Source organism: Pseudomonas sp. MYb541 (assembly GCF_037479595.1).
Classification (GTDB): domain Bacteria; phylum Pseudomonadota; class Gammaproteobacteria; order Pseudomonadales; family Pseudomonadaceae; genus Aquipseudomonas; species Aquipseudomonas canadensis.
On the sequence record NZ_JBBGYS010000004.1, the window covers coordinates 1 to 12,164 of the forward strand.

Annotated in this window: 11 protein-coding genes; 7 read left to right on the forward strand and 4 right to left on the reverse strand. The window is 59.8% G+C overall.

All coding sequences use genetic code 11. The features are described from left to right. Positions 1-123: 123 nt before the first annotated feature. The gene (locus WH299_RS03415; RefSeq protein ID WP_122730728.1) at positions 124-1,620 is read right to left on the reverse strand and encodes a CoA-acylating methylmalonate-semialdehyde dehydrogenase; all 1,497 of its coding nucleotides are present in this window, start codon (positions 1,618-1,620) and stop codon (positions 124-126) included. A 39-nt stretch (positions 1,621-1,659) separates the two neighbouring features. Next, a complete protein-coding gene (locus WH299_RS03420) occupies positions 1,660-3,009 on the reverse strand; it encodes an aspartate aminotransferase family protein (RefSeq protein ID WP_032887096.1) in 1,350 nt (449 codons plus the stop codon). Positions 3,010-3,134: 125 nt separating this feature from the next. Here WH299_RS03420 and WH299_RS03425 point away from each other — a divergent pair, with 125 nt between their 5' ends. The 6 genes from WH299_RS03425 to WH299_RS03450 all read left to right on the forward strand — a co-directional run bounded on the left by WH299_RS03425 (position 3,135) and on the right by WH299_RS03450 (position 9,159). After that, positions 3,135-4,055 carry a LysR family transcriptional regulator gene (locus tag WH299_RS03425; protein ID WP_028615621.1) on the forward strand — a complete coding sequence of 307 codons (921 nt, stop codon included), beginning with the start codon at positions 3,135-3,137 and terminating at the stop codon, positions 4,053-4,055. Between the two features lie 80 nt (positions 4,056-4,135). Continuing rightward, positions 4,136-5,530, forward strand: coding sequence for a uracil-xanthine permease family protein (locus WH299_RS03430; protein ID WP_323623325.1), 1,395 nt, complete (start codon positions 4,136-4,138; stop codon positions 5,528-5,530). Positions 5,531-5,617: 87 nt separating this feature from the next. Continuing rightward, positions 5,618-6,277: a TetR/AcrR family transcriptional regulator gene (locus WH299_RS03435; RefSeq protein ID WP_028615619.1), complete on the forward strand. Its 660-nt coding sequence runs from the start codon at positions 5,618-5,620 to the stop codon at positions 6,275-6,277. 12 nt (positions 6,278-6,289) lie between these two features. Further along, positions 6,290-6,871 carry an IMPACT family protein gene (locus tag WH299_RS03440; protein WP_028615618.1) on the forward strand — a complete coding sequence of 194 codons (582 nt, stop codon included), beginning with the start codon at positions 6,290-6,292 and terminating at the stop codon, positions 6,869-6,871. 35 nt (positions 6,872-6,906) lie between these two features. Beyond that, entirely contained in the window at positions 6,907-7,593 is a 687-nt protein-coding gene (locus WH299_RS03445; protein WP_339549608.1) for an SDR family oxidoreductase, read from the forward strand. Positions 7,594-7,803: 210 nt separating this feature from the next. Then, positions 7,804-9,159: an 8-oxoguanine deaminase gene (locus WH299_RS03450; RefSeq protein ID WP_122730723.1), complete on the forward strand. Its 1,356-nt coding sequence runs from the start codon at positions 7,804-7,806 to the stop codon at positions 9,157-9,159. Here WH299_RS03450 and WH299_RS03455 read toward each other — a convergent pair whose 3' ends face one another. Next, positions 9,160-10,251 carry a calcium:proton antiporter gene (locus tag WH299_RS03455; RefSeq protein WP_016977045.1) on the reverse strand — a complete coding sequence of 364 codons (1,092 nt, stop codon included), beginning with the start codon at positions 10,249-10,251 and terminating at the stop codon, positions 9,160-9,162. 194 nt (positions 10,252-10,445) lie between these two features. Between WH299_RS03455 and WH299_RS03460 the strand changes: the two genes are divergently transcribed. Then, positions 10,446-11,399, forward strand: coding sequence for an adenosine deaminase (locus WH299_RS03460; protein WP_012722045.1), 954 nt, complete (start codon positions 10,446-10,448; stop codon positions 11,397-11,399). 24 nt (positions 11,400-11,423) lie between these two features. Here the strand turns inward: WH299_RS03460 and WH299_RS03465 are convergent, their stop codons facing one another. Further along, a complete protein-coding gene (locus WH299_RS03465; protein WP_122730721.1) occupies positions 11,424-12,128 on the reverse strand; it encodes an ArsR/SmtB family transcription factor in 705 nt (234 codons plus the stop codon). Positions 12,129-12,164: the final 36 nt, after the last annotated feature.

The following is a 12,164-nucleotide window of genomic DNA, read 5'->3' on the forward strand; positions in this document are numbered from 1 at the left end:
GTGGGGCGAATTATAGACATCCAGAATCTGCCGTCAATGCCTTTCTTCATATTTCTGTCATATAAGTCAGAAAAGCCCCAAAACCGCGAAAGCCGGCCCCTAGGGGCCGGCTTTCAGCTTGCCTTAAGACAAGCTAGGGAACGCAAACTGCGACGCTTCATGGCTGGCCCGCTGCGGCCAGCGCTGGGTGATCGCTTTGCGACGGGTATAGAAACGCACCCCATCCGGCCCATACGCATGCAGGTCACCAAACAGCGAACGCTTCCAACCACCAAAGCTGTGATACGCCACCGGCACCGGCAGAGGAACGTTCACGCCGACCATGCCCACTTCAATCTCGTCACAGAACAAACGCGCCGCTTCACCATCACGGGTAAAGATACAGGTGCCGTTGCCATATTCGTGATCGTTGATCAGCTGCATCGCCGCTTCCAGGCTATTCACCCGCACGACGCACAGCACGGGCCCAAAGATCTCTTCCTTATAGATGCGCATCTCTGGCGTCACACGATCAAACAGGCTGCCGCCGAGGAAGAAACCCTCTTCATGTCCGGCAACACTCAGGCCACGACCATCAACCACGAGCTGGGCACCCGCCGCCACGCCGTCTTCTATATAACCACTGACTTTGTCTCGGGCTTGCCCTGTCACCAGCGGCCCCATATCCAGGCCGCAGGACGTGCCCGCACCGATTTTCAGCGCCTTGACCTGCGGCACCAGCTTGGCAATCAACGCATCCGCTACCTGGTCGCCCACGCACACGGCTACCGAGATCGCCATGCAGCGCTCGCCGCAAGAACCATAAGCAGCGCCCATCAACGCGCTGACGGCGTTATCCAAATCCGCATCCGGCATCAGCACCGCATGGTTCTTCGCACCACCCAGTGCCTGCACGCGTTTGCCACGCTTGGTCGCTTCCGAATAGATGTACTCGGCAATCGGCGTCGAACCCACGAAGCTCAACGCTTTCACTTCCGGCGCTTCAATCAGCGCATCCACTGCGCCCTTGTCGCCGTGCACCACACTCAGCACACCTTTAGGCAGACCGGCTTCCTGCAAAAGCTGCGCGATCAACAGTGTGGAGCTCGGATCACGTTCCGATGGTTTCAGGATGAAACAGTTACCGCAGACAATCGCCAGCGGATACATCCACAACGGCACCATCGCTGGGAAGTTGAACGGCGTAATGCCAGCAACTACGCCCAGTGGTTGGAAATCCGACCACGCATCAATATTCGGTCCTACGTTACGGCTGTACTCGCCCTTCAGAATTTCCGGCGCAGAGCACGCATACTCGACGTTTTCGATCCCCCGCTTCAGTTCGCCCGCGGCATCTTCCAAGGTCTTGCCATGCTCTTCGCTGATCAACTGCGAGATACGCGCTTCGTTCTGCTCCAGCAATTGCTTGAAACGAAACATCACCTGGGCACGCTTTGCCGCTGGAGTATTACGCCAGGCCGGGAACGCCGCCTTGGCCGAGTCGATTGCTTGTTGAATGGTTTCACGGCTGGCCAACGGCACTTGGTGGATCACCTGGCCGGTGGACGGGTTGTACACGTCGGCACTGCGACCGCTGTCGTTGACCAACTCACCGTTGATCAAATGCTGGATAAGGCTCATGCGGGGCTCCTGAAAAGTTGTTCTATATAGAAGGAGAAATCAGTCGATCTTGTTCAGCACTTCGCCGACCGCATCGAACAGGCGATCCAGGTCCTGTGGCTTGCTGTTGAAGGTTGGCCCGAACTGCAGGGTGTCACCGCCAAAACGCACGTAGAAACCGGCTTTCCACAAAGCCATACCGGCCTCGAATGGGCGCACGATCGCATCGCCGTCACGCGGGGCAATCTGGATCGCACCGGCCAGGCCGTAGTTGCGGATATCGATCACGTTCTTGCTGCCCTTCAGACCATGCAGCGCATTCTCAAAGTGCGGTGCGACCTCAGCGACGCTCTGCACTAGGTTTTCCTTCTGCAACAGGTCCAATGCCGCCAATCCAGCGGCGCAGGCGACCGGGTGCGCCGAGTAGGTATAGCCATGGGGGAATTCCACCGCGTACTCGGGCGTGGCTTGGTTCATGAAGGTCTGGTAGATCTCGCTGCTGGCAATCACCGCACCCATCGGGATCGCGCCGTTGGTGACTTGTTTGGCGATGCACATCAGATCCGGGGTCACGCCGAAGCTGTCAGCACCAAACATCGAACCGGTACGGCCGAAGCCGGTGATCACTTCGTCAAACACCAGCAGGATGTTGTGCTGGTCGCAGATCTCACGCAGACGCTTGAGGTAACCCTGTGGCGGGACCAGCACGCCCGCAGAACCTGCCATTGGCTCGACAAAGACAGCGGCGATGTTCGATGCGTCATGCAGCTCGATCAGCTTGAGCAGCTCATCCGCCAGCGCGATACCGCCCAGCTCCGGCATGCCACGGGAGAAGGCGTTGCTCGCCAGCAAGGTGTGCGGCAGATGGTCAACATCCATCATCGCCTGACCAAACATCTTACGGTTGCCGTTAACGCCGCCCAGGCTGGTGCCGGCGATGTTAACGCCGTGATAACCACGGGCGCGACCGATCATTTTGGTCTTGGTCGCCTGGCCTTTCAGGCGCCAGTAGGCCCGCACCATCTTCACCGCGGTATCGGCACACTCGGAGCCGGAGTCGGTGAAAAACACATGATTCAGGTTGCCAGGGGTCAGGTCAGTGATCTTTTCCGCCAGTTGGAAGGACAACGGATGACCGTATTGGAAGCCTGGCGAGTAGTCCAGAGTGCCCAATTGCTTGGCCACCGCTTCCTGGATTTCCTTACGGGTATGCCCGGCGCCACAGGTCCACAGCCCCGACAACGAGTCATACACCTTGCGCCCCTTGTCATCGGTCAACCAGCTACCCTCGGCCGCCACGATCAGGCGCGGGTCACGCTGGAAGTTACGGTTGGCGGTGTACGGCATCCAGTGCGCGTCCAGCTTCAATTGGCTGGCCAGGGACGATGGGGCGTTTTCGGGCATGTTCATCAGCAAAACCTCGCAGGGCAAAAGGCAGCGTCGGGATTGAAAAGCGTTGTTGCAGCTAAATTGCCATGACGATAAAGTCGGTGAAATTCAACTCTTCTAACCTTCAGTCAGGCCTTCACTAAACTATGAGCAGCCGTCGACCCGATCCCCTGGCCCAAGTCAGCGACTTCGATATCCGCCTGCTGCGCATCTTTCGCAGCGTGGTCGAATGCGGCGGTTTCTCAGCGGCGGAAACCGTGCTGGGCATCGGGCGCTCGGCGATCAGCCAGCAAATGAGCGATCTCGAACAACGGCTCGGATTAAGACTGTGCCAACGCGGCCGCGCCGGCTTCTCGTTGACCGAAGAGGGCCGCGAGGTCTACCAATCCGCCCTGCAATTATTAAGTGCCCTGGAAAGCTTCCGCACCGAGGTCAACGGCTTGCACCAGCACTTGCGCGGCGAGTTGATCATCGGCCTCACTGACAACCTCGTCACGCTGCCCCACATGCGCATCACCCATGCGCTCGCACAGCTCAAAGAACGCGGACCGGACGTGCAAATCCAGATCCGCATGATCGCCCCCAACGAAGTCGAGCAAGGCGTGCTCGACGGCCGCCTGCATGTGGGTGTGGTGCCCCAGGCCAGCGCCCTGTCGGGATTGGAATACCAGCCGCTATACAGTGAGCGTTCACTGCTCTACTGCGCCGTTGGCCACCCGCTGTTCTACGCCGACAACAAGCAGTTGGGCGACGCACGCATCGATGCCCAAGACGCGATCGCCCCAACCTTCCGCCTGCCCGCCGAGATTCAGGCCCATTACCAGGCCCTCAACTGCACCGCGAGCGCTTCGGACCGCGAAGGCATGGCCTTCCTGATTCTCACCGGCCGCTATATCGGCTACCTGCCCGACCATTACGCCAGCCTGTGGGTACAACAAGGACGACTGCGTGCGCTGAAACCGACTACACGTTTTTACGATTTAAGTCTCGCATCGGTCACGCGCAAGGGCCGACGCCCCCATTTGGTGCTGGAAAGCTTCCTGGAAAGTCTCGCGGCAACCCGCTAACTCGGCCTCGCAGCTAAAAGCTGAGCAGTTGGACAGCTTTTTGCAATAACCCAAGGACATAGACCTTGAGTTTGCCCGCCATGCCACCAGAAGCATCCAACAGCAGCGACCTGATCTACGGCCTCAATGACCGCCCAAAACCCGCCCCGGCTTTTCTCGCCGCACTGCAACATGTGCTCGCTGCATTTGTCGGCATCATCACCCCGCCGCTGATCATCGGCTCCACCCTGGGCCTCACTGCCCATTTGCCCTACCTGATCAGCATGGCGCTGATGGTCTCCGGCGTAGGCACCTTCATTCAGGCGCGTAGGCCATTTGGAATCGGCGCCGGGATGATCTGCCTGCAAGGCACCAGCTTTGCCTTCCTCGGCGCAGTGCTGTCGGCCGGATTCCTGGTGAAACAACGCGGTGGCAGCCCGGAAGACATCATGGCGATGATCTTTGGGGTGTGCTTTTTCGGCGCTGTAGTGCAGATCGTGCTGAGCCGCTTTATCGGCCAGTTGCGTCGAGTCATCACGCCCTTGGTGACTGGGATTGTCATCACCCTGATCGGCATCAGCTTGATCAAGGTCGGTATCACTGATCTCGGCGGCGGCTTCAACGCCCCCGACTTCGGCGCGCCCACCAACCTTGCGCTGGGCGTGTTCGTCGTTTTGACGATCATTCTGCTCAACCGCTCCAACACACCTTGGGTACGCCTCTCTGCCATCATCATCGGCTTGGCCCTCGGCAGTCTCGCCGCCTGGTTCAGCGGCAAACTCGTGCCTCAAGCCCTGCCCGACCTGCCTCTGGTCAGCCTGCCCATTCCGTTTCGCTTCGGTTTCAACTTCGACTGGAGCGCTTTCCTGCCGATTGCGCTGATTTATCTGATCAGCAGCATCGAAACCGTCGGCGACCTCACCGCCAACTGCATGATCGCCCGCCAGCCCATCAGCGGCCCTTCTTATATAAGCCGGCTTAAAGGTGGCGTACTCGGCGATGGCGTGAGCTGCATGATCGCTGCGACATTCAGCGCCTTCCCTAACACCACCTTTGCGCAGAACAACGGCGTGATCCAACTTACCGGCGTGGCCAGCCGTTACGTCGGCCTATACATCGGCGTGGTGCTGTTTTGCCTCGGCTTGTTTCCATTGATTGGCGCGATACTGCAACAAATCCCCAAACCCGTATTGGGCGGCGCCACCCTGGTGATGTTCGGCAGTGTGGCCGCCGCCGGCGTGCGTATCCTTGCCCAGGCACCGTTGGACCGGCGTAGCATGCTGATCATCGCCACCTCGTTTGGCGTCGGCCTGGGCATCGCAGCGCAACCGAACCTGCTGCACCTGATGCCGACGCTGGTACAGAACCTGTTCGACTCCGCCATCACCAGCGGCGGGTTGACCGCGATTGTGTTGTGCCTGTTATTACCCGAAGCCAAAGCAACCGCGACTGCCGCAAACCACACTCCGGAAAGCGACACCCTGGAACCGCTTTGACGGTTTTATTGCATCAGGACTTGTCTGAGGCTTGAGGGTGGGTTATCTGTGCACACGTCGCCTCTATCGATCAGCACGGAAACCTCCATGAGCCTCGAAGTTCCTGCCCACAGCAACCACGCCGGTAAGCCCGCCAGCCGCATTCGGCAAAAGAACGAACAAGCGATTCTCCAGGCTGCTGAAGATGAGTTCGCCCGCCATGGCTACAAAGGCACCAGCATGAACACCATTGCTGCCAGTGCCGGGTTGCCCAAGGCCAACTTGCATTACTACTTCACCAATAAGCTGGGCCTGTACATTGCGGTGCTCAGCAACATCCTCGAACTGTGGGACAGCACCTTCAACACGCTGACCGCCGAAGATGACCCGGCCGTCGCCCTCACCCGCTACATCCGTACCAAGATGGAGTTCTCGCGCCGCCAACCCCAGGCCTCGCGAATTTTCGCGATGGAAATCATCAGCGGCGGCGAATGCCTTACCGAATATTTCAGCCAGGACTACCGCGCCTGGTTCAGTGGCCGCGCCGCAGTGTTCCAAGCCTGGATAGACGCCGGCAAGATGGACCCGATCGACCCCGTGCACTTGATCTTCCTGCTGTGGGGCAGCACCCAGCACTACGCCGACTTCGCCACCCAGATCTGCCGCGTCACCGGTCGCACCAAGCTGACCAAGCAGGATATGGAAGACGCCGGCACCAACCTGATCCACATCATTCTCAAAGGCTGTGGCGTCAAGCCCGCCTATTAAACGAAGCGACTTATGCCTTTCACGCTCACCGGCCTTTGCGAGTTTCGTGAAGAAATACGCAAAAGCCGATTCATTACCCTCGCCGGCCCCATCACCAGCCCACAAGATGCCCAGGCGTTTTTCGAGCAGCACAGCGACTTGAACGCCACGCACAACTGCTGGGCCTGGAAGCTCGCTGACCAATACCGCAGCAATGACGACGGCGAACCCGGTGGCACCGCTGGACGGCCGATTCTGGCGGCCATCGAGGCACAAGGGTTTGATCAGGTCGCGGTGCTGGTGATCCGCTGGTACGGCGGCATCCAATTGGGCACCGGCGGCCTGGCCCGCGCCTACGGCGGAGGCGCCAATAAATGCCTGCAAAATGCCGAACGCATCGAACTGATCAGCCGCGTGCCCTTGAGTTGCGCCTGCGCTTTCGCCGAGCTGAATCTGGTTAAACTGCGCGTCGCTGAACTGGGCGGGCTGGTGGTCGAAGAAACCTTCACCGCCAACGGCGTCGAGTTGCAGCTCGCCTTGGGCGAAGCACATATCGATACCCTGCAAATTCAACTCGCCGACCTCAGCCGTGGGCGTATCCTGCTACAACGCTGAACACCCTGAACCGCGACTCTTAAAGGAAGCTTTTCATGTCTACGCCAAAAACCGCATTGATCATCGGCGCCTCGCGCGGACTGGGCCTTGGCTTGGTCAAGCAACTGTTGCAGGACGGTTGGGACGTGACGGCCACCGTGCGCGATCCGAGCAAGGCCGATGCCCTTAAGGCCGTCGGCCCAGTAAAGATCGAAAAACTCGACATGGACGACCAGCAAGCCGTGATCGCCCTGAGCCAACGCCTGAAGGAACGGATCTTCGACCTGCTGTTCGTCAACGCCGGCGTCAAGGGCCCCGCCAATCAAGAGCCGGGCCACGCCACCTTGGCAGAAGTCGGCCAACTGTTCTTCACCAACGCCGTAGCGCCGATCAACCTGGCCCAGCGTTTTGTCGGGCAAATCCGTAAAGACAGCGGCGTATTGGCCTTCATGAGTTCGGTACTGGGCAGCGTGACCATCCCCGACGGCTCCGACCTGGCGCTGTACAAAGCCAGCAAGGCGGCACTCAACTCCATGACCAACAGCTTTATTACCCAGCTCGGCGACCATAAGTTGACCGTGCTGTCGTTGCACCCAGGCTGGGTGAAGACCGACATGGGCGGTGAAAACGCACACATCGACGTCGACACCAGCGTGCGCGGCCTGGTGGACCAGGTGAACGCCTACACTGGCAAAGGCGGCCATCATTTCATCGATTACAAAGGCGACACCATCGCCTGGTAAATTAGCCCCTGTGGGAGCGGGCTTGCCCGCGAAAAACGCCAAGGCACCGCGTTAATCCAGAAAGCTCGCGATATTGTTGACGTTTTTCGCGAGCAAGCTCGCTCCTACAGAGGTAGACTCATTACCTCGCCCTCACCGGCGACCCTGGATCAGCAGACAGGGCAACACTGAGCTGGCAAACCTGAACCCATCATTCAGAGGAGCCGGCCAATGCCTGCGACCCGTATCTGGTTAAAAAACCCCCTCGCGATTTTCACGGCCAACGGCCTCGACGCCCGTGGCGGCCTGGTGCTGCAAGACGGTGTGATCAGCGAAGTGCTAGCCCAAGGCCAAGAACCCGCGCTGCCCTGCGCCCAAGTGTTCGAGGCGCGTGAGCATGTGGTCTTGCCGGGGCTGATCAACACTCACCACCACTTTTATCAAACCCTGACTCGCGCCTGGGCGCCGGTGGTCAATCAGCCATTGTTTCCCTGGTTGAAAACCCTGTACCCGGTCTGGGCACGACTCACCCCGGAAAAGCTCGCTCTCGCCAGCAAAGTCGCATTGGCCGAATTGCTGCTCTCGGGCTGTACCACAGCGGCGGACCACCACTATTTGTTCCCCGACGGCCTGGAAAACGCCATCGACGTACAAGTGGAAAGCGTCCGCGAGTTGGGCATGCGCGCCATGCTCACCCGTGGTTCCATGAGTTTGGGTGAAGCCGACGGCGGCCTGCCACCGCAACAGACGGTGCAGCAGGGCCAAGTCATCCTTGAAGACAGTCAGCGTCTGATCCGCGAATACCACCAGCGTGGTGACGGCGCGCAAATCCAGATCGCCCTAGCGCCCTGCTCACCGTTTTCCGTCACCCCGGAAATCATGGAAGCCAGCGCCGAACTGGCCAACCGCCTGGATGTACGCCTGCACACCCACCTGGCCGAAACCCTCGACGAAGAAGATTTCTGCCTGCAGCGCTTCGGCCTGCGTACCGTGGACTACCTCGACAGCGTCGGCTGGCTCGGCCCACGTACCTGGCTGGCTCATGGCATTCACTTCAACCCGGATGAAATTGCGCGCCTGGGCGCTGCAGGCACCGGCATCTGCCATTGCCCAAGCTCGAACATGCGCTTGGCGTCCGGCATCTGCCCGACCCTGGACCTGCTCGCGGCCGGCGCGCCTATCGGCCTGGGTGTGGACGGTTCCGCGTCCAACGACGCGTCGAATATGATCCTTGAAGCGCGCCAGGCTTTGTACATCCAGCGCCTGCGTTACGGCGCGGAAAAGATCACCCCGGAAGGCGTGCTGGGCTGGGCAACCAAAGGATCGGCGCAGTTGCTGGGCCGTACGGATATCGGTGAATTGGCCGTCGGAAAACAGGCCGACCTGGCGCTGTTCAAGCTCGACGAGCTGCGCTTCTCCGGTAGCCATGATCCGATTTCGGCGCTGCTGTTGTGCGGCGCCGACCGTGCGGACCGGGTGATGATTGCAGGCAAATGGCGCGTGATCGAAGGCCAGGTCGAAGGCCTGGACCTGAAAGGCCTGATCGCCGATCACACCCAGGCCGCGCGGCAGTTGATCGCTGGCTGATTACAACCCCAACAGCGACAGCATGATAAAGGTCGCAAACAGCACGAAATGGGTCATCCCTTCGATGGCGTTGGTTTCGCCATCGTTGAGGTTGATCGCGCTGACGATCAGCGTGATAAACACCATCACCGTTTGTACCGGCGTCATCGCCATCTGGAACGGCTGGCCGGTGTAGAGCGCCATAGCCTCCATCACCGGCACCGTCAGGATCACCGTCGACAGCGAAGCACCCAACGCAATGTTGACTACCGACTGCATGCGGTTGGCCAACGCGGCGCGCAATGCTGTCAGAATCTCCGGCGCTGCCGAAATGGCCGCGACCACAATCGCCGTAATCACCGGCGGCGCCCCCGTGCCTTCCAGGCCAAGGTCCAGGGTCTTGGACATCACCTCGGCCAGCGCACCGATCACAATCACCCCAAACACCAGGGTACCGATGGAGAACGCCAGGTTGACCGGCGGCGCCTGCTCGTCTTCCGGCAACTTCTTGCGGCGTTTTTCCGGGTAGCTGTAGCTGAAGAAGTAACTGTGCGGCCCAACCTGCATGCGCAGGAACAGGGTGTACAACACCACCATCGCGCCAATGGTGAAGGCCGAATAGATTTTCCAGTCGGCTTCGGGGATGAATTCCGGCACCACCATCGACACACCCATGGCGGTGAGGATCATCACGCTGTAGGTGCGGGCCGAATCATCGTTGTAGGACTGTTCGCCATGCTTGATGCCGCCCATCAGCGCTGCCAGGCCGAGGATGCCGTTGATATCGAGCATCACCGCCGAATAAATGGTGTCCCGTACCAGGGTGGGCGACGGCTCGTTGCTCATCATGATCGCCAGGATCACCACTTCCACCAGCACAGCGGCGAGGGTGAGGATCATGGTGCCGTAGGGGTCACCGACCTTTTCCGCCAGTTGCTCGGCATGATGGGCCACGCGCATCGACGCCACCACGATAAAACCGATCAGCACCACGCCGGCCAACAACGCCGTGATCTGCCCGCTGTGCAGCATCCAATGCTCCAACGGGTAGGCGGCGATGGCAGCAATCAGCGCCAGCAGCATGAATTTTTCTTGCTTGAGGGATGTGAGCATTCCGGGCCTTTTAGTGCGGCAAATCAGTCATTGATGGGGTACAGACTGCGTCACGCCGCTAACGTTTCGTTACACCTTAGTTCACGCGGCCCTTGCGCGAATACAACGAAAACGATCCTGCTGGTCAGGTTTTGCCGATTATTTCGGCCATGGCCTGTAGAATGCCGCCATTGCACCTGATGAGAATTTAGAAAATGTACGATTGGCTCAACGCCCTGCCCAAGGCTGAACTGCACCTGCACCTGGAAGGCTCGCTGGAGCCTGAGCTGCTGTTTGCCCTGGCCGAGCGCAACAAGATTGCGCTGCCGTGGAACGACGTCGAAACCCTGCGCAAGGCTTATGCCTTCAACAACCTGCAAGAGTTTCTCGACCTGTATTACAAGGGCGCCGATGTGCTGCGCACCTCCCAGGACTTCTACGACCTGACCTGGGCCTACCTGCTGCGTTGCAAAGAGCAGAACGTGATTCACACCGAACCCTTCTTCGATCCGCAGACCCACACCGACCGTGGCATCCCGTTCGAAGTGGTGCTCAACGGCATCGCCGCCGCATTGAAAGATGGCGAGCAGCAACTGGGCATCACCAGCGGCTTGATCCTCAGCTTCCTGCGCCACCTGAGCGAAGCTGAAGCCGAGAAAACCCTGGACCAAGCTCTGCCATTTCGCGATGCGTTCGTGGCCGTGGGCCTGGACAGCTCGGAAATGGGTCACCCACCGAGCAAGTTCCAGCGTGTGTTCGACCGTGCCCGCCACGAAGGTTTCCTCACCGTGGCCCACGCCGGCGAAGAAGGCCCGCCCGAGTACATCTGGGAAGCCATCGACCTGCTGAAAATCCAGCGCATCGACCATGGCGTGCGCGCTATCGAAGACGAGCGCCTGATGCAGCGCATCATCGACGAGCAGATCCCGCTGACCGTGTGCCCGTTGTCCAACACCAAGCTGTGCGTGTTCGATGACATGGCCCAGCACAACATCCTCGACATGCTTGAGCGTGGCGTGAAGGTGACGGTGAACTCGGATGACCCGGCCTACTTCGGCGGTTATGTCACCGAGAACTTCCACGCGCTGTACACCTCGCTGGGCATGACCCAGGACCAGGCCAAACGCCTGGCGCAGAACAGCCTGGATGCGCGCCTCGTAAAGCCGTAACTGAGTAGAAAAGGATTGGCCATGTCATGCAGACATGGCCAATCGGGTGATTTTCCTGTGTCCTGCGGCGTTGACCCGTAAAGCCTGGGAGTCATTGACCACGCTGATCCAATTGGACTGTAGAAACAGTTGCAACAACCCCGCCCCCAACGCGCCGCCCAGGTGAGGTTGGGGCTGGCTCCAATCGAAACAATTACACACCAGCGGCGACGCCAGGGCTTGGGTAAAAATCCCCAGGTTTGCCAGGCGCTGCGCGCCCTTGACCGTGATATCGGCGCGCTGCTCATGGCGCTCGATCCAACACGCGTCCAAAAGATGCTGATACAGCTGCGCGCCCAATTCCCCGCCGAGGTGGCCATGGCACAACCGCGCATGGCGTAACAACGCCGGGGCAACTAGGGCCGGGGCAACCAGGGCGGGCGTTAGAGCCTCCGGCCCACGGCGTGCGGCGCACGCCATGGTGGTCCTGGCCAAGGCATCAATAGCGGCGCTGACATCAGGCGCCGCGACACGGAACAAGCGCTTGCCACGCTGGGCTTCGACTCGCAGCACGCCACTTGCCGTCAGTCGCGCCAGATGCGCGTTGGCAGAGGTCGGTGACAACCCGGCAAGTGCTGCCAACTCGACGGGCGACTTGGCCGAGCCATCCATCAAGGCCCACAGCATGGCGGTACGTTTGGGTTCGGCGAGCAAGCTGGCGATCTGACTGATGCAAGGTGCAGCTTCCATCTTTTCACTCCCTGTCGATTTATTTTTCTGCTGAGG

Bases quoted from the DNA above. Each gene is read 5' to 3' on its own strand.
- WH299_RS03465 (WP_122730721.1), bottom strand. From the start codon at position 12,128: ATGGAAGCTGCACCTTGCATCAGTCAGATCGCCAGCTTGCTCGCCGAA.
- WH299_RS03430 (WP_323623325.1), top strand. From the start codon at position 4,136: ATGCCACCAGAAGCATCCAACAGCAGCGACCTGATCTACGGCCTCAAT.
- WH299_RS03440 (WP_028615618.1), top strand. From the start codon at position 6,290: ATGCCTTTCACGCTCACCGGCCTTTGCGAGTTTCGTGAAGAAATACGC.
- WH299_RS03450 (WP_122730723.1), top strand. From the start codon at position 7,804: ATGCCTGCGACCCGTATCTGGTTAAAAAACCCCCTCGCGATTTTCACG.
- WH299_RS03420 (WP_032887096.1), bottom strand. From the start codon at position 3,009: ATGAACATGCCCGAAAACGCCCCATCGTCCCTGGCCAGCCAATTGAAG.
- WH299_RS03445 (WP_339549608.1), top strand. From the start codon at position 6,907: ATGTCTACGCCAAAAACCGCATTGATCATCGGCGCCTCGCGCGGACTG.
- WH299_RS03460 (WP_012722045.1), top strand. From the start codon at position 10,446: ATGTACGATTGGCTCAACGCCCTGCCCAAGGCTGAACTGCACCTGCAC.
- WH299_RS03455 (WP_016977045.1), bottom strand. From the start codon at position 10,251: ATGCTCACATCCCTCAAGCAAGAAAAATTCATGCTGCTGGCGCTGATT.
- WH299_RS03425 (WP_028615621.1), top strand. From the start codon at position 3,135: ATGAGCAGCCGTCGACCCGATCCCCTGGCCCAAGTCAGCGACTTCGAT.
- WH299_RS03415 (WP_122730728.1), bottom strand. From the start codon at position 1,620: ATGAGCCTTATCCAGCATTTGATCAACGGTGAGTTGGTCAACGACAGC.
- WH299_RS03435 (WP_028615619.1), top strand. From the start codon at position 5,618: ATGAGCCTCGAAGTTCCTGCCCACAGCAACCACGCCGGTAAGCCCGCC.